Origin of the sequence: Mesorhizobium sp. WSM4887 (assembly GCF_029625865.1) — a bacterium.
Lineage (GTDB): Bacteria > Pseudomonadota > Alphaproteobacteria > Rhizobiales > Rhizobiaceae > Mesorhizobium.
Genome location: NZ_JARTVP010000013.1, coordinates 75,965 through 95,087, shown reverse-complemented (window position 1 = coordinate 95,087; position 19,123 = coordinate 75,965). Strand labels below are relative to the sequence as shown.

Here is a 19,123-nt window from a genome sequence, read left to right as displayed (position 1 = left end):
AGGGACGTGGAACATGACGGCGGCCATGGACGAGCTTCTCGACATTCTCGACCTCGAGCAGCTCGAACACAACCTGTATCGTGGTCGCAGCCCCAAGCTCGACTGGCAGCGCGTGTTCGGCGGCCAGACGATCGCTCAGGCGCTGGTCGCCGCCCAGCGCACTGTCGAGCCCGGGCGCCATGTGCATTCGCTGCACGGCTATTTCATGCGGCCCGGCGACACCAAGGTTCCGATCGTCTATGAGGTCGACCGCATCCGCGACGGCGGCTCTTTCACCACGCGCCGGGTGGTGGCGATCCAGCATGGGCAGGCGATCTTCTCGCTGGAAGCCTCGTTCCAGCAGGACGAGGTCGGGCTGGAGCATCAGCTGCCGATGCCGCGCAACGTGCCGGCGCCCGACACGCTTCTGTCGCAGCGCGAGCTGCTCGGCAAGTTCGGCGAGGCGGTGCCGGAAGGCATCAAGCGCTACTGGGAGCGCGACCGGCCGATCGAGATGAAGCCGGTAATGCTCAAGCACTATACCAGCCGCGAGAAGCTGGAGCCGGAGCAGAATATCTGGATCCGCACCACGGGCCCGGTGCCGGAAGACCGCGCCACGCAGGCGGCGGTTCTTGCCTATCTCTCCGACATGACGCTGCTCGACACCTCGACCTTCGCGCATGGCCGCGCCATCTTCGATCGCGACATCCAGGCGGCGAGCCTCGACCATGCCATGTGGTTCCACCGCAGTCATTCGCTGGACGACTGGATCCTCTACACGCAGGACAGCCCCTCCACGCAAGGCTCGCGCGGTTTCACCCGCGGATCGCTGTTCGCGCGCGACGGAACGCTGATCGCCTCGGTCGCGCAGGAAGGCCTCATCCGGCTGAAACGCTGAGCCGGCTTCGAGGCATGGCTAAAAAGCAGGCATTTTCCAAATTTTGCTCATTTTTTGATCATGAGCCATTAAGGCGCTGCGCCCGTTTGTTGAGCAAGCGCTGCTGATCACCTTTGTTTACAACAGGTTAACGTTCTGCTTCGGCAATTGGCACGGAGCTTGAATCCTGTCCTGCACTCTCCGGCTCTCCTCGGGATCGGTGAAGGTGTGCAAACGCGGGGGACCGCAACAGCAAAGGGTGAAACCTTATGAAAATCGTGATGGCAATCATCAAGCCGTTCAAGCTCGACGAGGTGCGCGAAGCGCTCACCGCCGTCGGCATCCAGGGCCTGACCGTCACCGAAGTCAAAGGCTACGGGCGTCAAAAGGGACATACGGAAATCTATCGCGGCGCCGAATACGCGGTCAGCTTCCTGCCCAAAATCAAGATCGAGGTCGCCGTCGGCGCCGACATGGTCGACAAGGCCGTCGAAGCCATCAGCTCCGCCGCCAAGACCGGCCAGATCGGCGACGGCAAGATCTTCGTCTTCGGCATCGACCAGGCGGTGCGCATCCGCACCGGCGAAACAGACACCGACGCACTCTAAGCGGCGACCAGCTATTCCAACGGAGAGTTCAATGAATATTCCTTCCCCCTTGAAGACGACGGGACGCGCGGCCGCTGCGCTCGCTCTCGTAGCGTTCAGCACCGCCGCCGCCTTCGCGCAGGAGGCCGCCCCGGCAGCCACCGCCGCTGCGCCGGCCGCCCCGGCACCCGCGCTCGACACCGGCAACACCGCCTGGATGCTGACCTCGACGGCGTTGGTGCTGATGATGACCATCCCGGGCCTGGCGCTGTTTTACGGCGGCATGGTGCGCAAGAAGAACGTGCTCGCCACCATCATGCAGAGCTTCGCCATCACCTGCCTGGTGACGGTGCTGTGGTTCATGTTCGGCTACTCGCTGGCCTTCTCCGACGGCGGCGGCATGAACAAGTTTATCGGCGGTGCCTCGAAATTCTTCCACCACGGCATCACCACTTCCTCGCTGTGGGCGCCCGGTGTGGCGAACATCCCTGAATTCGTCTTCTCGATGTTCCAGATGACCTTCGCCATCATCACCCCGGCGCTGATCGCCGGCGCCTTCGCCGAACGCTTGAAGTTCTCGGCGCTGCTCATCTTCATGGCGCTGTGGCTGCTGGTCGTCTACGCGCCGGTCGCGCACTGGGTATGGGGCGGCGGCTTCCTCGCCACCGCCGGGGTGCTCGATTTCGCCGGCGGCACGGTCGTCCATATCAATGCCGGTGTCGCGGGCCTGGTCTGCGCGCTCGTTCTCGGCAAGCGCGAGGGCTATGGCACCACCAACATGGCGCCGCACAACCTGGTCTATTCGGTGATCGGCGCCTCGCTGCTGTGGGTCGGCTGGTTCGGCTTCAACGCCGGTTCGGAACTGGCGGCCGACGGCCTCGCCGGCGCTGCGATGTTGAACACGCAGGTCGCCACCGCCGCGGCGGCGCTGGCCTGGATGTTCGCCGAATGGATCGTCGCCAAGAAGCCTTCGGTGCTCGGCATCATCTCGGGTGCTGTCGCGGGCCTTGTCGCGGTGACGCCGGCTTCCGGCTTCGTCAACCCGACCGGCGCCTTCTTCGTCGGCATCATCGCGGGCGTCGTCTGCTACCTGTCGGCGGTCAAGCTCAAGCATGCCATGGGCTATGACGACTCGCTCGACGCCTTCGGCGTCCACGGCGTCGGCGGCATCGTCGGCGCACTGCTGACCGGTGTGTTGGCCGATCCGGCGATCAACAGCCTGTCGTCGGGCGCCTCGCTCGCCAAGCAGGCATACGGCGTCGCTGTCACCATCGTATGGACGGCGGTCGCCACCTTGGTGATCCTCTACATCGTCAAGGCGCTGGTCGGCCTGCGTCCGAGCACCCAGGAAGAGGTCGAGGGTCTCGACGTCACCCAGCACGGCGAAGTCGTGCCGTAAGGGACCCTGCCAATGACCGGCGGATACTCCTCCCGCCGGTCCGGATATCAAGGAAAGCCGCGGCGCGGCTTTCCCGATTTGCTCCCAAGATCCCGTCGTGATGCTCTCGAAAGGGGCTCACGCCTTGAGGCCCGGAAGATCTTCCGGGCCTCCTTTTTTCTCGGATATGAGCATTGAGCGTTTCGATCACATTCACTTGATCGCGAATGTGTGAAACGTCCGCCCTTCCGGTTCCGTACTGGGATTGCGAGCGCCATCGTGGTGTCGCCAAACATCAGGGAAGGAACCGACCAATGAACTGCAAGAATATCTTCCTGGGAGCAATGGCTCTGTCGATGGTCAGCGGTGTTGCACTTGCTGGCGCGCTCGACTCGCCTGACAATATGGCCCCGTTCTTCACCGATTCCAGCATGAAGACCATGAAGTCCGAGGCCGATTTCAAGGCCGCCTGGGCGACGACGGCAAAAGACAAGCAGGACGCGATGATGAAGGAGTGCCAGGACGCGGCGATGAGCAAGCCGCATGCCGAATTCTGCGCCAACCTGATGCAGTACGCCGGCCATAAGTGATTTGCGGCAGGTCGGGTCCTTACGGGCCTGATCGTTTCATCTTTGCCAATGAGAGATGGCGGGCTTCATGGGCCCGCCATCTCCTTTCCGAGAGCATCTCGGTAAAAGGCCATGGTTAATGCGCCCTTAACCTTCCCGCCGATAGTCTGGGAGACGAATCTCCCGGCATGCGCCACGCATCCGGCCAGGCATCGACACACGGGGAAGAGGCATGCGTTCAGGCGCTTCAGCACCGCTCGCGCTGACCGATACGGGGCACGGCATCCAGGCGTTCGCGCGGCGGCAGGTTGGGCGCCTGGTCGGCGCCGGGATGTTCGTGTTCACCGCTTTCGGCGTCGCCAGCCTCGCTACCTGGAACGTCGCCGATCCAAGCTTCTCGCACGCCACCAACAATCTCGTCACCAACGCCATGGGCTATGCGGGCGCGGTGTTTTCCGACCTTGCCATGCAGTTCTTCGGCCTTGCCGCCGTCGCCGGGCTGGTGCCGGCGGTGATCTGGGGTTTTCTGCTCTTCTCCGCTCGCGGCGTCGACAGGCTGGGCAAGCGCGGGCTTGCCTGGTTCGGCTTCGCGCTGCTTGCCGCGGCGATCGTCGGCTGCGTGACGCCGCCCAACACCTGGCCGCTGCCGACCGGTCTCGGCGGCGTGTTCGGCGATATGGTGCTGAAGATCCCGGGCATCGCCGTCGGCGGCTATCCGAAGGGCCTTTTCGCCACCGTCATCGCCGTTGTGCTCGCCACGCCGGCGCTCTGGCTGTTCGCCTATGGCTCGGCGCTGATCGCGCGCAAGAACGGCTTTGCCGTCATGGAGCGCGCCGCCGAGCCGGAACCGCGCGAGCAGGACGATCTGCTCTTCGATGAGGATGAAGACGAGGGCGACGAAGGCATTCTTGCGCTCGGCGCCATCACCCATTGGTGGCTGTCGTTCCGTGCATGGATGCATCGGCGTGCCGCGCGCCGCAGGCAGGAGCGTGACGAGTTCGAGCCTCAGATGGAGCCGCGGGCCAGCGCCTGGCGCCGCGCCGCCGAACGGGTCGAATCGGCCGAGTACGCCGAATCCAGGATGAGCCCCGGCGGCCGCGCCCGTGTCGAGCCGGAATTCTTCGCCGCAATGGTCAACGACCGCAGTGCTTCGGTCGATCCCGTGGACGACAACGTCTTCGACGACGAGGAGGCCGATCTCGACGACTTCGACGACGAAGAGCCGGTCCAGCGCCGCGCCAATGTGCGCAATTTCCGCTCGGACGCGGCGACGCGCGTGGAGGCGCCTGCGCCGCGTCCGGTGCAAGGCGCACGCGTTCAGCGCGAGGCGCAGACCTCGCTCATTGGCTCCGGCACGTTCGAGATGCCGTCGCTGCATTTCCTGTCCGAACCGAAGAACGTGGCGAAAGACCCTAGCCTGTCGAAGGACGCGCTGGAGCAGAACGCAAGGCTGCTCGAAGGCGTGCTCGAGGATTTCGGCGTCAAGGGCGAGATCATCCATGTCCGCCCGGGCCCGGTCGTCACGCTCTATGAGCTGGAACCTGCGCCCGGCATCAAATCCTCGCGCGTCATCGGCCTTTCCGACGACATCGCCCGCTCGATGAGCGCGATCGCCTGCCGCGTCGCCGTCGTGCCCGGCCGCAACGCCATCGGCATCGAGCTGCCGAATGCCAAGCGCGAGACGGTTTATCTGCGCGAGATCATGGCGAGCCGCGACTTCGAAACCACCAAGGCGAAGCTCGCCTTGGCGCTCGGCAAGACCATCAACGGCGAGGCGGTCATCGTCGACATCGCCAAGATGCCGCATGTGCTGGTCGCCGGCACCACCGGCTCGGGCAAGTCGGTCGCCATCAACACCATGATCCTGTCGCTGCTCTACCGGCTCACCCCGCAGGAATGCCGGCTGATCATGATCGATCCGAAGATGCTCGAGCTCTCGGTCTATGACGGCATCCCGCATCTGCTCACGCCCGTCGTCACGGATCCGAAGAAGGCCGTGGTGGCGCTGAAATGGACTGTGCGCGAGATGGAGGACCGCTACCGCAAGATGTCCAAGGTCGGCGTGCGCAATATCGACGGCTTCAACGCACGCGTCAGCCAGGCCGAGAAGAAGGGTGAGAAAATCTCGCGCACCGTGCAGACCGGCTTCGACCGCCAGACGGGCGAGGCGATCTACGAGACCGAGGATCTCGACCTCGAGCCGATGCCCTATATCGTCGTCATCATCGACGAAATGGCCGACCTGATGATGGTGGCCGGCAAGGACATCGAAGGCGCGGTGCAGCGCCTGGCGCAGATGGCGCGCGCCGCCGGCATCCATGTCATCATGGCGACGCAGCGCCCGTCGGTCGACGTCATCACCGGCACCATCAAGGCCAATTTCCCCACCCGTATCTCATTCCAGGTAACGTCGAAGATCGACAGCCGCACCATCCTGGGCGAGCAGGGCGCCGAGCAGCTGCTCGGCATGGGCGACATGCTCTACATGGCGGGCGGCGGCCGCATCCAGCGTGTCCACGGTCCCTTCGTCTCGGACGACGAGGTCGAACGGATCGTCGGCCATCTCAAACTGCAGGGCGTGCCGGAGTATCTCGACGCCATCACCGAGGATGACGAGGAAGACGACGAGGACGGCGCCTCGGGCCGGGGCGGTTCCGGCGGCGGCGGGGGCGGCAATTTCGAGGATTCCGATGATCCCTACGATCAGGCGGTGGCCGTGGTGCTGCGCGACGGCAAGGCCTCGACCAGCTACATCCAGCGCCGGCTGGGCATCGGCTACAACCGCGCGGCGTCAATCATCGAAAAGATGGAGAAGGAAGGCATCGTCGGCCCGGCCAACCACGCCGGCAAACGCGAGATTCTCGTTCCCACCGAGGACGATAAGTTCTAGCCCGGCGACGTCCACGGGAGGCGGCCGGCAACTTTGAACCCTCTGGCGCGTTGATGCGACCAAGCGCCGTGCGACCCGCCAAACTTAGGCCCAACTGGCGGTCCAGAGACTGCGACCAAGGCAAATCACAGGAAGTGACCGGCATGAAGACCCAGACAGATTTCGCTCCGACCCGCCGACAGCTGCTCGGCCTTGGCCTGGTGCTTGCGGGCGCCGCCGCCATCAATGTCGTGCCGGGCTTCCAACTTCTGGCCTTGGCTCAGGCCGCCGTTCCGCCGGCGGCGCAAAAGATCGCCGACCATTTTTCCTCGGTCAAATCGATGAGCGGCGAATTCGTGCAGTTCGGCCCGAAGGGCGAGCAGACCGGCGGCAAGTTCTTCCTCGAACGTCCCGGCAAAATCCGTTTCAACTATGACGGATCGTCGAATTTCCGGGTGATCTCGGACGGCAAGTCGGTCGTCATCCTCAACAAGAAGCTGAACACCTCCGACCTCTATCCGCTGTCGAAGACGCCCTTGAAGCTTTTGCTCGACGACCGGATCGATCTCTCGGGCGGGCGCGTGAAGGCCGTCAAGGAAGAAGACGACCTCACCACCATCCAACTCTCCGACAAGTCGGTGTTCGGCAACGCCAAGATCACCATGATGTTTGATCCGAAGACCTATGAACTGCGCCAGTGGACGATCACCGACGCGCAGGGCAAGGACACGACGGTGATGATCTTCAACGTCAAGGAAGGCGTCTCCATTCCGGACGGCACCTTCGCGATCGACTATACGGCGAACCGCGAGCTCAATACCAAGACGCGGTAGGTCCGCCCATATTCAGGGCAGGGCCGGCTTGCAGCGCGGGCCGGCTTGTCTTTATGGCGCGTCGCTGGCAGTAGATCGGCGATCTTTTGCCGGACCTGCCTGAATGCCCTTCACCATAGCCACCTGGAACATCAACTCGGTGCGTCTGCGCATGCCGATCATCGAGCGGCTGCTCAAGGAGCACGCGCCGGACGTGCTCTGCCTGCAGGAAACCAAGGTCCCGGACGAGCTGTTTCCGGAAAAGGCTTTCCGCAAGGCCGGATACCAGCACATCCTGTTCCACGGCCAGAAAGGCTATCACGGCGTGGCGACGGTCGCGCGCCGGCCGATCGAGCTGGTCGAGAAGCGGCGTTTCTGCGAGATCGACGACAGCCGGCATCTCTCGGTCAGGGTCCAGGCCGGCGGCAGGTCGATCCTGCTGCACAATTTCTACGTTCCGGCCGGCGGCGACGAGCCGGACCCGGAGATCAACCGGAAATTCCGGCACAAGCTCGATTTCGTCTATGAGATGAACAGCGTGCCGGCGAGCCAGGACGATGCCTCGATCCTGGTGGGCGACCTCAACATCGCGCCGCAGGAGCATGACGTGTGGTCGCACAAGCAATTGCTCAACGTCGTCAGCCACACCCCGGTCGAGACCGAAAACTTCGAGGCGATGCGGCAGGCCGGCGGCTGGGTTGACCTGATGCGGCTCAACGTGCCGGCCGAGCAAAAGCTCTACACCTGGTGGAGCTACCGCGCGAAGGACTGGCAAGCATCGGACCGCGGCCGGCGGCTCGACCATATCTGGTCGTCCGCCAATCTGGTGCCGAGCTTTGCCGGTTACGAGATTCTCAAGGCGGCGCGCGGCTGGGAGAAGCCGTCGGACCATGTGCCGGTCATCGCTAAGTTTGAATTGGATTGAGCGCTATCAATCGGCAGAGACGCTGCGGCGCGTCTATTCCGTAAACCGCGGCGCCAGCTCCTCGATGCGGGCGATCATCTCTTGGAATTCCTCCAGGATGCGCTCGTGCAGCTGCACCGCGAGCTCCGGATATTCCTCGAGGATGCGGCGAAACATCTTTCGGCTCAAGCGGATAACTTCCGAATCGATCGCGGCCGAGGCGCTGGTCAGCCGGTTGGTGTCGGCGATAAGGGCCAGTTCGCTGAGCATGGCGCCGGGGCCTGCCGTGCCGATCGGGACGCGTTCGCCGCTGCCTTGCTCGCGATAGAGGACTATGCGCCCGCTGACGACGATATAGGCCGAGTCGGCCACGTCATCCTCGCGGTAGAGCTTGTGGTCGGCCTGCAGAAAAGTGGTCTCGGCGCCGAAGGCCAGCAGGCGCAACTGTTCCTGCGTGAAGCCCTGAAAAAGCTTCACGGCGGACAGGATGCGGATGTCGTCATCCAGCGCCATGCTAGCTGTGTCCCCGAGCGGTCAGTCCAGTCCCTCCTTTGGAGCGCCGTGTCCTTGCGGGAGCGCGCACTCCAACTTTCAATCACGCATCGTGCGATGCGTGCAGCGAGCCGATCCATCACCCTCCAGCATCAGGATCGTACCCGAGGCAGTCCCGCCCCACCGCCTATCTGTTTGGTTCGACGCAATTCCGATCGGAAAACCGCTTTCACACTTTTCCTGGAATCGCTCTAGATCATGAAATGTTTAAGGAACCAGCTTGTAGCCGCCGCTTTCTGTCACAAGAATTTCGGCATTGGAAGGATCGCGCTCAATCTTCTGGCGCAGCCGGTAGACATGGGTTTCCAGCGTGTGGGTGGTGACGCCGGAATTGTAACCCCACACTTCTTCCAAGAGCACGTCGCGCGTTACCACCTTCTGGTCGGCGCGATAGAGATATTTGATGATCGAGGCTTCCTTTTCGGTCAGCCGCACCTTGGCGCCGCGCGGATCGATCAAAAGCTTCTGGCTGGGCTTGAAGGTGTAGGGGCCGACCGAGAAGGTGGCGTCCTCGCTCTGCTCGTGCTGGCGCAACTGCGCACGGATGCGCGCCAAGAGCACCGCGAAGCGGAAAGGCTTGGTGACGTAATCGTTGGCGCCGGCCTCGAGCCCCAGAATGGTGTCGGAATCGGTGTCGTGGCCGGTCAGCATGATGATCGGGGCCTTATAGCCGCCCTTGCGCAGGATCTTCACCGCCTCGCGACCGTCCATGTCTGGCAGGCCGACGTCCATGATGAGCAGATCGACAAGGCCGCCGCGCGCCGTGGCGACGCCTTTTGCGGCAGTGGCTTCCTGCTGGACGTCGAATTCCTCGTAAAGCGCCAGTTGCTCGACGAGGGTGGCTCGCAGGTCGTCGTCGTCGTCAACGATCAGAATGGTGCGTGATGTCATGATCAATCCGTTGTTTTAAAAAGAATATTCAGTTGACCTCCCCCCATTTATGCGGAAGCTCACCGGCGCAACAGTCGTTCACAGTGATTTGTTCCGTGAGACAATCATACAAGAAAAAACGCGCGCGCAATGCGGCAGGCGAATTTTTGCCGAAGGGGCTGCATGTCCTGGTTGTGCGTGCGAGGCCCGGCAACCCTGCGCAGGGATTGCTGCAAGCCGGCCAAACGGTGTTTCCCTGCGCCCTCGGGCGCGGCGGCATTTCCGCCAGCAAGCGCGAGGGCGACGGCGCGACGCCACTGGCTGCGATGCGGATATTGTCAGGCTATTTCCGCAACGACCAGTTTCCCGGCGGCCGCCGGACGGGGCTGGCGATGGCGCCGATCGGCCCGGATCTCGGCTGGTGCGAGGTGCCGGACGACCGCAACTACAATCGGCCGGTGAAGATCCCTTACGGCGCCAGCCATGAACGGATGCGGCGCGCCGACCGGCTCTACGATGTGTGCCTGGTGCTGGACTGGAACATCGCGCCGCGCCGGCGCGGGTGCGGCAGCGCGATCTTCTTCCATCTGGCGCGTCCCGGCTTCACGCCGACGCAAGGCTGCGTCGCGGTGACGGCGCGCACCATGGCGAGGCTGCTGCCGCTGCTGTCGGACCGGACCGTGGTGAAGGTGGTGAGGTAGGGGAGTAGGGGAGTAGGGGAGTAGGATATGTCACGGAGGACGCACGTCCACCGAAGCGAGATTCTCTGCCTACTCCCCTATTCCCTCAGTGCCGCTTAGGCTGCTGCCAGCCGGTATCCAGCAATCCGATCCGGCCAAGCTCCCGGTTCATCGCCTTTGCGACGTCCCTGCGCTCGACGCCGATGTCGCGCAGCTGACGGTCGGAGAGATCCTCGACGGATTCGTCGGGAAGCCGAGCGGCGACCCCGGCCTGGCGCAGCCACTCGAATGCCGAACGCAGCCAAAGCGTGATGCCGGAGTCGGATTTCTGGACGGCGTGAGACTTCAGGACGATCTCGGTCATGGCTCTATCCCGTGTTCTCCGGATATCAAATCCGGTTTGATGGTTTATCGATGCGGCCATCTTGCCGGATTGAAAAACAAACGGGAAACGAGTAGTTCTAGTCTGATCATCAAGTTTTTTTTGGAGATTGAGATGGCCCGCTTGCTGCCCGGAACGCGTGCGTTGAGGACGTTCGAGGCAGCGGCGAGGCACCTCAATTTCACCCGTGCCGCGGACGAGCTTGGCCTGACGCCGGCGGCGGTCAGCTACCAGATCAAGGAAATAGAGGATCAGCTCGGCCTCGTGCTGTTCACGCGCACCAGCCGCACCATGCGGCTAACCGAAGCGGGGAACGTTCTGTTCGAAGCCTCGGTCGATGCGCTCGACCTGCTTGGCCGCGCCGTTACCCGCGCGCGCAAGATGGCGAGAGGCACGGCGCTGCTGAAAGTGACGCTCGACGCGCAGTTCGCAACCAAGTGGCTGATGCGGCGCGTCGACGGTTTCCGCCGGCAAAAGCCTGGCGTCGAGTTGCGCTTCGACATTACCTATGAAGTCAGGGATTTCGAGCGGGACGATGTCGATATCGGCATTCGTTTCGGCAGCGGCAAATATCCCGGGCTCTGCGCGCACCGGCTGTTCGAGAACATCATCATCCCCGTCTGCAGCCCGGCGCTGCTCGCCTCAGGCCTGCCGCTAAAGGAGCCGCGCGATCTCTTCCACCATACGCTGGCGCATATCGAATGGTCCCGGCAGGGCGTCACTTGGCCGAACTGGAGCATGTGGATGCACGCGGCAGGGGTCGAAGATTTCGACGACAGCCGCACCCTTGTCTTCGGGTCCTCGACCGATGCCGCGCAGGCGGCGCTCGACGGCAATGCGGTGGCGCTTGCCGACTTCGCCATGGTGGCCAACGACCTTTCGCAAGGGCGGCTGATCCGGCCCTTCGAACTCGGCATCAAGGTCGCGCCGGAGTTCGCCTATTTCCTGGTTTATCCGGAAGCGATGAAGGACGACGCGCGCATCGTCGCCTTCCGCGAATGGCTTCTCGACGAAGTCACGAAAGACGGAGACGCGGGTTAGCGGCGCTCCGGACCGCTCTCTCTGTTTATTGGGCGCAATTCCAACGGAACCGTTTCACACTCTTCCTGGAAGTGCCCTAGCCTGCCGGCGCGGCCGGCGCGCCGAACCAACCGATCACGGCGCCGATGATGAGCAGCACGCCGAGCCAATGGCCGGCATCGATCAGCGTGAGGTCCCAGCCAAAGCCCTGATAGCGGTGGTTGACCGACAGCGTGGTGGCGACGAAGCCAAACCAGAGCACAAAGCCGAAGATCACGCCGGCGAGCGGGTTGGGCTCGCCGCCGGTCATCGCGCCGACCACCAGCGTCATGATCAGCGCCATGACGAGCTCGGCGACGAAGCTGACGATGAACGGAACGGCCGAGCGCTTCATCGTCGCCGGATCGAGCTTTGCCGCCTTCAGCCAGGGCCTGCTCAGGCCCATGTACCAGGCGGCACCGAACAGCCACGCCACGACGGCTGCGGCGATCACCGCCAGCCAGTTCACCGTTGAAAAATCCATAGAATCCCCTCCCGAAAGATGAGCGATGGAATCCCTGTTCGCCGGCTGCGTCAAGCCGAAGCGGCGGAAACCCATCGCCACACGGTCGTGCGCTTGACCTCGGCATCCTCCAGCACGCGCGTCACCGGCACCTGGTAGACGGCGAGCGATTGCAGTCCGGTCTTCGGCAGATAGGCGCGCCCGGGATCGCCGACGAGGATGTCGGCGCCGCGCGCCTTGAGGCTCGTGAACCACGGCGTCAGCCTCTCCGCCAAAGGCTTGTCGTAGAAGACATCGCCGGCCAAGACGACGTCCCAGCCGTCATCCGTGCCGATGGAGTCCGCATCCAGGAAATCGGCCTTCACGCCATTGGCTTCCAGGTTGAGGGCGATGACCGTCGCGCAAAAGGGATCGATATCGGCCGCGGTCAGTTCAGCCGCGCCGGCCTTCAAGGCAGCGATGGCGACCACGCCGGAGCCGGAAGCGAAGTCGAGCACGCGTTTGCCCTGCAACGTCGCCGGATGGTCGAGCACATAGCGGCCAAGGCCCTGGCCGCCGGCCCAGGCGAAAGCCCAGAAGGGCGGCGGCAGGCCGATCTCGGCCAGCTCCTCCTCGGTGCGCAGCCAGAGGTCGTGCGCCTCGTCAGCCAGGTGCAGCAGCACTTCCGGCACATGCGGCGGCGCCATCAGCGCCGTATTGTCGAGGATGAATGTCCTTGCGTTTTTGGGGGTGAGCCTGGTCACGGCGCCGGGTCGAGGCCGGCCATGCGGCAGACCTCTTTCCACTCTGCCGGCGTCACCGGCTGCACGGAAAGCCGGCCAAGCCGCACCAGCGCCATGTCGGCCAGCTTCGGATTGGCCTTGACCTGTTCCAGCGTCACCGGCTTCGGCACGTCCTTGCAGGCGCGGATGTCGACGCATTCCCAGCGTGGGTCGTCAGTGGTGGTATCGGGGTGGGCGAGCGCGCAGACCTCGGCGATGCCGACGATGTCGAGGCCTTCATTGGAATGGTAGAAAAAACCGAGGTCGCCGATCTGCATGGCTTTCATGTTGTTGCGCGCAGCGTAGTTGCGCACGCCGTCCCACTGCGTGCCGGCCTTGCCCTTCGCCTTCAGCGCCTCGAAGGAAAAGACCGAGGGTTCGGACTTGAACAGCCAGTAGTTCATCTCAGTTGTCCCCTTGCCATTGTCGGTTCGCCACGATTGAAGCGTTGGCGCTCTTCCTTATCCTTTCCCCGTACTCGCGGGGAGCGGAGCGCCAGCGACCGGTCACGCGGCGGCAGGCTTCTGGAAGACCCAGTTCCATGGACGGATTTCGACGCTTTCGAACAGGCCGGCCTTGGCATAAGGGTCGGCGGCCGCCAGGGCTTGCGCGCCGGCCATGTCGGGCGCCTCGATCATCACCAGGCTTCCGTCAGGCTTGCCGGCAGCGTCGAGGAAGGGCCCTGCAAAGGCAAGTCTTCCTTCGTTGATCAGGCCTTCCAGGAACGCCGCATGCGCCGGCCTTGTGTCGGCGCGCAGCTGCAAGCTGCCGGGCTTGTCCTTGCAAATCAACGCAAACAGCATGTTTCAACTCCGAGGCTTCAAATGTCGGTTTCGGTCTTGAGCGGCCGCGTCATCAGCGCCGTCACAGCCTGGCCGATGGTCACCTTGCCATCGAGAATGGCGGCGACCGCGGCAATGATCGGCGCCTCGATGCCGCGCTCGGCGGCTATGCGGGCGGCAATACCGGCCGTCGGCACACCTTCGGCGAGCGGCAGGCCGGTGAGCTCCTTGCCTTGGCCGAGCGCCAGGCCGTAGGCGAAGTTGCGCGACTGCGCCGAGGAACAGGTGAGCAGCAGGTCGCCGAGGCCGGAGAGTCCCATCAGCGTTTCCGGCCTGGCACCGAAGGCGGCGCCGATGCGGCGCAGCTCGACGAAGCCGCGCGTCACCATGGCGGCCTGGGCGCTGGCGCCAAGCCCGGCGCCCGTTACCGCGCCGGCGGCGATGGCAAAGACGTTCTTCAGCGCGCCGCCGATCTCGACGCCGATGAGATCGTCGCTGGAATAGCAGCGCAGATTCTCGGCCGAGAAGCGGGCGGCGAGATCGGCCGCCAGTTCTCCGTCGCGGCCGGCCACCACCACGGCCGTCGGCAGGCCGCGCGCGACATCGCTGGCGAAGCTCGGGCCGGAAAGTGCCGCGACCGGGTTGTCGGGCAGGTTTTTCTCGACGATCGAGGACAGCAGCGCGCCGGTATCGCGCTCGATGCCCTTGGCGCAGAGGACCAGCGGCACGCCGGATGGCACATGGCCGGCGGCAGCGGCCAGAACCGCGCGCAGCGATTGCGCCGGCGTTACCGCCAGCACGCAATTCGCACCGTCGAGCGCAGCAGCGATATCGCTGGTGGCGACGATGCCGGGCTCGATCGCGATGCCGGGCAGATAGTGCGGGTTTTCGCCACGGTCGATCGCTGCGACGGTGTCGGGATCGCGGGCATAGAGGCGGACAAAATGGCCGGCGCGCAGCATGGCGAGCGCCAGCGCCGTGCCCCAGGCGCCGCCGCCAAGCACCGCTACGCGCCAGCCGCTGGGCGCCTTGGCCTGTGCGCCGTTCGTGACCGCGTCAGTCATGCCTTTGCCCCGCGACGGCCCGAGCCGACCAAGGGAGCCGAAACACTGTCCAGCGGCCAGCGCGAGCGCGGAACGAAGTCGGCGGCGCTCGCGTCGACCACCCCGGCGCGCAGCCGCTCGATGCCGGCCCAGGCGATCATCGCGGCATTGTCGGTGCAAAGCTTTTGCGGCGGCGCGACGAATGCGAAGCCGGCCTTGGAACAGCGCGCCTCCAACGTCGCCTTGATCGTGCGGTTGGCGGCGACGCCGCCGGCGACGACCAGCGCCGGCTTTGCCGTGTCGGGAAATTCCTTGCGGAAACGGGCGAGCGCCCGCGCGACACGGTCGCCCAGCGCATCGGCCACCGCAGCCTGGAAGGAGGCGCAGATGTCGGCGACGTCCTGGTCGCTGAGCGGCGCGATTGCCGTTGCCGCCTGGCGCACAGCCGTCTTCAGGCCGGAGAAGGAGAAATCCGGCTGCGCCGACCCTTTCATCGGACGCGGGAAGGCAAAGCGGCTCGCATCGCCGCTGGCCGCTGTCTTTTCTACGTTGGGCCCGCCCGGATAGGGCAGGCCAAGCATCTTGGCCGTCTTGTCGAAAGCCTCGCCCAGCGCATCGTCGATGGTCGTTGCCCAGCGCTGGTAGTCGCCGACGCCGCGCACCGCGACGATCTGGGTGTGGCCGCCGGAGACCAGCAAGAGCAGATAGGGAAAGTCGAGCCCCTCGGTCAGCCGGGCAGTCAGCGCGTGACCTTCGAGGTGGTTGATGGCGATCAGCGGCTTGTTCGCGGCGGCGGCAATCGCCTTGGCAGTCATCAGACCAACGATCAGCCCGCCGACCAGCCCCGGCCCGGCAGTCGCGGCGACGGCGTCGACCTCATCGAGCGATACGGCCGAATCGGTCAGCGCTGCCTCGACGATCCCATCCAGCGCCTCGACATGGGCGCGCGCGGCAATCTCGGGCACGACGCCGCCGAAGGCGGCATGCTCCTCGATCTGGCTCAAGACGACATTGGAGAGGATTTCGGGCGCGGAGTCGCCGTCCAGCGCCACCACGCTGGCGGCCGTCTCATCGCAGCTTGTCTCAATGCCCAGAACGCGGATCAATTCGTAGCTGTCCTCGAAGATTGTGTCTCCGACCTTTCCTATATAGGAGGTCTGTCGATAGTCAGGTGATGCCGGCCTGCAAATGGCGGTTTTCTGCGCTTCCGGCGCTCGCGTACCCAAAAGTACGCGCCGCTCCGGTTCTCGAAATCCGCCATTTTCGGCTCGGCCTGACCTGAATCTCGGCAGACCTCGAAATCGCTTCGGGGTTATCACGGACCGCGCGCCATGCAAACAACCTTGAAAATCGGAACACGCGGCAGCCCGCTGGCGCTCGCCCAGGCGCATGAAACGCGGGCGCGGCTCATGCAGGCGCATGGCCTGCCCGAGCAGGCCTTCGAAATTGTGCCGATCTCGACCAGCGGCGACCGCATTCAGGACCGGCCGTTGTCGGAAGCGGGCGGCAAGGGCCTGTTCACCAAGGAGATCGAGGAAGCGCTGCTCGATCGCCGCATCGATATCGCCGTGCATTCCTCGAAGGACATGCCGACGGTGCTGCCCAACGGGCTGGAGCTTTCCGTCTTCCTGCCGCGCGAGGACGCGCGCGACGCCTTCATCGGCAAGACCGCGAAGCGGATCGCCGATCTGCCGCATGGCGCCACGATCGGCTCGTCGTCGCTCCGGCGCCAGGCGCTGCTCCGCCGGATGCGGCCGGACCTCAATGTGGTGATGTTCCGCGGCAATGTGCAGACCAGACTGCGCAAGCTGGATGAGGGCGTGGCCGAAGGCACCATCCTCGCCTATGCCGGGCTGAAGCGGCTCGGGCTCGAGAGCGTGATCACCGATCTGATGCCGCTGGATGTCTTTCCGCCGGCGCCGGGGCAGGGGGCGATCGGCATCGAAAGCCGCATCGGCGACGGCGTGGTCGAAAATATGCTGGCGGCTATTCACGACATGCCGACCGGCCAGGCGCTGGCCTGTGAGCGCGCCTTTCTTGCTGCGCTCGACGGCTCCTGCCGCACGCCGATCGCCGGCCATGCGACCGTCTCGGACGAAAACCTGTCTTTCGCCGGGCTGATCATCTCGCCCGACGGCACCGAGTCGCATGAGGTCAGATTGAACGGCCCGGCCCGGGACGCGGCGAATATCGGCGCGGAAGCCGCGCGGGCCGTTCGCGCCAAGGCCGGCGCAAAATTCTTCGACGGCTGGGCCTGACATGGTCCGCGTCCTGGTGACGAGGCCGGAACCGGGCGCCTCCCGCACGGCCCGGCGGCTTCAGGCCCAGGGGTTCCAGCCCGTCCTGCTGCCACTGACGGAAACAGTGGCGTTGCCGGTCGAGGCAAGCGTCTTGCCCGCTGCTGCCGCGGTTGCCGTCACCAGCGCCAATGCGGTGCGCTATGCGCCCAAGGAACTGGTCGCCGCGCTTGCCGCCCTGCCTTGCCATGCGGTCGGGACAAGGACGGCGGAAGCCTGCCGTGCGGCTGGATTTACGTCCGTCTTTGAAGGCCCAGGCGATGCCGAAGCACTGGCCGGCCAGATAACCGCCGAACTTACGGGCAAGGAGATGGTTTATCTTTGTGGCCGGGTGCGCTTTCCGGTGTTCGAAGAACGGCTGGCGGCAGCCCGGGTGCGTGTCCGGCCTGTCGATACCTACGACACCATCGAATTCGATTATGGCGACGATGCCGTCGTTGCCCGATTGTCGGGCACGCCGGTCGAGGCAGTGCTGCTCTATTCGGCCAAGGCGGCACCCGTGATGATTGGCCTGGCCATGCGCCCAGCACTGCGGCATCTCTTTGAACGGGCGGAGTTTTTGGCCCTGTCCGTAAGAATCGCCAAAGAATTGGACGGGGTTGGCGGGCAAAAGGTTCGCATTGCCTCTAAACCCGACGAGGACGCGCTGTTCCAGCTTTTGTCGCTACCGAGCTGAGCCGCGTCATCACACCGCCCCTTTTCACCGCTTGGTGATGTGGTAGAGCATCCTTGAGCTCTAGACCCTTCGAACCATCCTCAAGCCAATTTGCGGAGCCCAAGCATGGTCAAGACGCCTAAGGTGCGACATTCGAAGAGCCGCCGCGAGCCGGTGACCATCGAACTCGAACCCGGCGCCGTCTCGCGAATCACCGACGAGGATGCCGCCGATACCGATACCAACACGGAACGAACCGACGAGGCGAAGGCAGAGGAAGGGGCTGCTGCTTCGCAGCCGGAAGCTCCCGAAGAGCCGATCCATGCCGAACAGGCCGACATCGAGCCGTGGGAACACACCGACGCGGCGCGGGGCGGAGCTGACCAGGCTGGAACCAACAAGGATGGGGCGCAAGCCTCCTATCCGGGCACGGATGAGGCTCCGAAGAGCGAACCAAAAAGCTTCGGCTACAGTTTCGAGGATGCGTCGGCAGCCAAGACCAGTTCTGCCGCCTCGGCGTCGAAGCCGAGCGAAACCCGAAGCGACGATCGCGACTTCCCGGCCGCCAGGCGCTCAGGCGTCAACATGATTGCTGCCGGCGTGATCGGCGGCGTTGTCGCGCTTGCCGGCGCCGGTCTTCTGCAAGCGGTAGGGCTGCTCGGTTCTCCGACTTCGGTCGGCGGGCCCTCGCCCGACGGCGTCACCGGCGAGATCGCTTCGCTGAGAAGCCAAATCGCGGCACTTAAGGAGGCGGCCGATACCGGCGCTTCGGCCAAGGTCGACGGCCTGTCCTCGGCGCTCGACCAGGTGAAGTCGGACGTCGCGGCGCTGAAATCCTCGCCCGGCCAGGGCGACGACGGCGCCGCGCTCAAGGCGCTCACCGACAAGGTCGGCCAGGTCGAGACGTCGGTCGCCGACCTGCAGAAGGCCGGAAATGCTGCACCGGTCGATCTCGCCCCGCTCAACGAGAAGCTCGCCGGGCTCGACGCGCTTGTGAAATCGGCGGGCGACGCGGCGAAGGCGGCGGACAGTCGGATCGCGGCGCTGGAACAGTCGGTGCAGCAGCTCTCCGGCAAGGTCGAGGCGCAGGCCTCGCAGCCGAAGATCGCGTTGGCGATTGCCGCTTCGGCGCTGAAGGCGGCGCTCGATCGCGGTGCGCCGTTCGCGACCGAGCTCGACACGTTCGCCGCCATTGCGCCTGACTCGCCGGAGCTTGGCGTTCTGCGCGGCTATGCGGAAAAAGGCGTGCCCACGCGAGCCACCATCGCTTCCGAGGCCGAAGCCGCCGCCAACGCCATGATCGAAGCGGCAACGCCGGTCGACCAGAATGCCGGCTTCTTCCAAAGCCTGGTGTCGAGCGCGAAATCGCTGGTGCAGGTGCGGCCGGTCGGCGCCGTCGAAGGCAAGGGCGTGCCGGAAACGGTCGCGCGCATTGAAGTGGCAGTCAACCAGGGCGACTATGCCAAGGCGCTCGCCGAATACGATACCCTGCCCGATGCGTCGAAGGCGGCCGGCGCCGACTTCGCCAGCAAACTGAAGGCGCGGCTCGAAGTCGAAAAGCAGATCGAAGCGCTGATTGCCGGCGCGACCAAGGCATGAGGACC

Annotated in this window: 21 protein-coding genes; 12 read left to right on the top strand and 9 right to left on the bottom strand. The window is 64.6% G+C overall.

The genetic code is table 11. The features are described 5' to 3' along the window. The first annotated feature begins 13 nt into the window (after positions 1-13). The 7 genes from tesB to xth all read left to right on the top strand — a co-directional run bounded on the left by tesB (position 14) and on the right by xth (position 7,996). A complete protein-coding gene (gene tesB, locus P9230_RS28785) occupies positions 14-877 on the top strand; it encodes an acyl-CoA thioesterase II (RefSeq protein WP_066998363.1) in 864 nt (287 codons plus the stop codon). A 248-nt stretch (positions 878-1,125) separates the two neighbouring features. Then, positions 1,126-1,464, top strand: a complete 339-nt coding sequence (locus P9230_RS28780) for a P-II family nitrogen regulator (RefSeq protein WP_066998360.1) — start codon at positions 1,126-1,128, stop codon at positions 1,462-1,464. A gap of 196 nt (positions 1,465-1,660) precedes the next feature. Next, positions 1,661-2,842, top strand: coding sequence for an ammonium transporter (locus P9230_RS28775; protein WP_245322420.1), 1,182 nt, complete (start codon positions 1,661-1,663; stop codon positions 2,840-2,842). Between the two features lie 293 nt (positions 2,843-3,135). Next, a complete protein-coding gene (locus P9230_RS28770) occupies positions 3,136-3,411 on the top strand; it encodes a hypothetical protein (RefSeq protein ID WP_066998346.1) in 276 nt (91 codons plus the stop codon). Positions 3,412-3,622: 211 nt separating this feature from the next. Continuing rightward, complete coding sequence (locus tag P9230_RS28765; RefSeq protein WP_278121366.1) at positions 3,623-6,280, top strand: DNA translocase FtsK; 2,658 nt, start codon at positions 3,623-3,625, stop codon at positions 6,278-6,280. A 143-nt stretch (positions 6,281-6,423) separates the two neighbouring features. Continuing rightward, on the top strand, positions 6,424-7,092 hold the full coding sequence (locus tag P9230_RS28760) for an outer membrane lipoprotein carrier protein LolA (protein ID WP_066998340.1): 669 nt from the start codon (positions 6,424-6,426) through the stop codon (positions 7,090-7,092). 103 nt (positions 7,093-7,195) lie between these two features. Beyond that, the gene (xth, locus tag P9230_RS28755; protein WP_278121364.1) at positions 7,196-7,996 is read left to right on the top strand and encodes an exodeoxyribonuclease III; all 801 of its coding nucleotides are present in this window, start codon (positions 7,196-7,198) and stop codon (positions 7,994-7,996) included. A 33-nt stretch (positions 7,997-8,029) separates the two neighbouring features. On the opposite strand, the gene P9230_RS28750 is transcribed toward xth, so the two are convergent. Then, on the bottom strand, positions 8,030-8,488 hold the full coding sequence (locus P9230_RS28750; protein WP_095782692.1) for a cyclic nucleotide-binding domain-containing protein: 459 nt from the start codon (positions 8,486-8,488) through the stop codon (positions 8,030-8,032). 246 nt (positions 8,489-8,734) lie between these two features. Further along, positions 8,735-9,418: a response regulator transcription factor gene (locus P9230_RS28745; protein WP_066998380.1), complete on the bottom strand. Its 684-nt coding sequence runs from the start codon at positions 9,416-9,418 to the stop codon at positions 8,735-8,737. 146 nt (positions 9,419-9,564) lie between these two features. Here P9230_RS28745 and P9230_RS28740 point away from each other — a divergent pair, with 146 nt between their 5' ends. After that, positions 9,565-10,098, top strand: coding sequence for a L,D-transpeptidase (locus P9230_RS28740; RefSeq protein WP_245322417.1), 534 nt, complete (start codon positions 9,565-9,567; stop codon positions 10,096-10,098). An 85-nt stretch (positions 10,099-10,183) separates the two neighbouring features. Here P9230_RS28740 and P9230_RS28735 read toward each other — a convergent pair whose 3' ends face one another. Then, positions 10,184-10,441: a DUF1127 domain-containing protein gene (locus tag P9230_RS28735; protein WP_066998328.1), complete on the bottom strand. Its 258-nt coding sequence runs from the start codon at positions 10,439-10,441 to the stop codon at positions 10,184-10,186. Positions 10,442-10,573: 132 nt separating this feature from the next. On the opposite strand from P9230_RS28735, the gene gcvA reads away from it, so the two are divergent. Then, a complete protein-coding gene (gcvA, locus tag P9230_RS28730) occupies positions 10,574-11,500 on the top strand; it encodes a transcriptional regulator GcvA (RefSeq protein WP_278121362.1) in 927 nt (308 codons plus the stop codon). A 76-nt stretch (positions 11,501-11,576) separates the two neighbouring features. Here gcvA and P9230_RS28725 read toward each other — a convergent pair whose 3' ends face one another. From P9230_RS28725 to tsaD, 6 genes are all read right to left on the bottom strand, one after another. After that, positions 11,577-12,002 (bottom strand): DUF1761 domain-containing protein, encoded by a 426-nt coding sequence (locus tag P9230_RS28725; protein WP_127247329.1) that lies wholly within the window; start codon positions 12,000-12,002, stop codon positions 11,577-11,579. A 50-nt stretch (positions 12,003-12,052) separates the two neighbouring features. Continuing rightward, positions 12,053-12,724, bottom strand: a complete 672-nt coding sequence (locus P9230_RS28720) for a methyltransferase (protein ID WP_278121361.1) — start codon at positions 12,722-12,724, stop codon at positions 12,053-12,055. Beyond that, the gene (locus P9230_RS28715; protein ID WP_067322984.1) at positions 12,721-13,146 is read right to left on the bottom strand and encodes an EVE domain-containing protein; all 426 of its coding nucleotides are present in this window, start codon (positions 13,144-13,146) and stop codon (positions 12,721-12,723) included. Before P9230_RS28715 ends, P9230_RS28720 begins: the two co-directional genes overlap by 4 nt. Positions 13,147-13,248: 102 nt before the next feature. Further along, positions 13,249-13,545 (bottom strand): YciI-like protein, encoded by a 297-nt coding sequence (locus P9230_RS28710; RefSeq protein WP_278051713.1) that lies wholly within the window; start codon positions 13,543-13,545, stop codon positions 13,249-13,251. 17 nt (positions 13,546-13,562) lie between these two features. Then, positions 13,563-14,588 carry an NAD(P)H-dependent glycerol-3-phosphate dehydrogenase gene (locus P9230_RS28705; protein ID WP_278121359.1) on the bottom strand — a complete coding sequence of 342 codons (1,026 nt, stop codon included), beginning with the start codon at positions 14,586-14,588 and terminating at the stop codon, positions 13,563-13,565. Continuing rightward, positions 14,585-15,670: a tRNA (adenosine(37)-N6)-threonylcarbamoyltransferase complex transferase subunit TsaD gene (gene tsaD, locus P9230_RS28700; protein WP_278121379.1), complete on the bottom strand. Its 1,086-nt coding sequence runs from the start codon at positions 15,668-15,670 to the stop codon at positions 14,585-14,587. Before tsaD ends, P9230_RS28705 begins: the two co-directional genes overlap by 4 nt. A 228-nt stretch (positions 15,671-15,898) precedes the next feature. Here tsaD and hemC point away from each other — a divergent pair, with 228 nt between their 5' ends. The 3 genes from hemC to P9230_RS28685 all read left to right on the top strand — a co-directional run bounded on the left by hemC (position 15,899) and on the right by P9230_RS28685 (position 19,118). After that, positions 15,899-16,825, top strand: coding sequence for a hydroxymethylbilane synthase (hemC, locus tag P9230_RS28695; RefSeq protein WP_127216349.1), 927 nt, complete (start codon positions 15,899-15,901; stop codon positions 16,823-16,825). A 1-nt stretch (position 16,826) separates the two neighbouring features. Then, positions 16,827-17,540 (top strand): uroporphyrinogen-III synthase, encoded by a 714-nt coding sequence (locus tag P9230_RS28690; RefSeq protein WP_278121357.1) that lies wholly within the window; start codon positions 16,827-16,829, stop codon positions 17,538-17,540. Positions 17,541-17,645: 105 nt separating this feature from the next. Beyond that, the gene (locus P9230_RS28685) at positions 17,646-19,118 is read left to right on the top strand and encodes a mitofilin family membrane protein (protein ID WP_278121355.1); all 1,473 of its coding nucleotides are present in this window, start codon (positions 17,646-17,648) and stop codon (positions 19,116-19,118) included. The last annotated feature ends 5 nt before the right edge of the window (positions 19,119-19,123 follow it).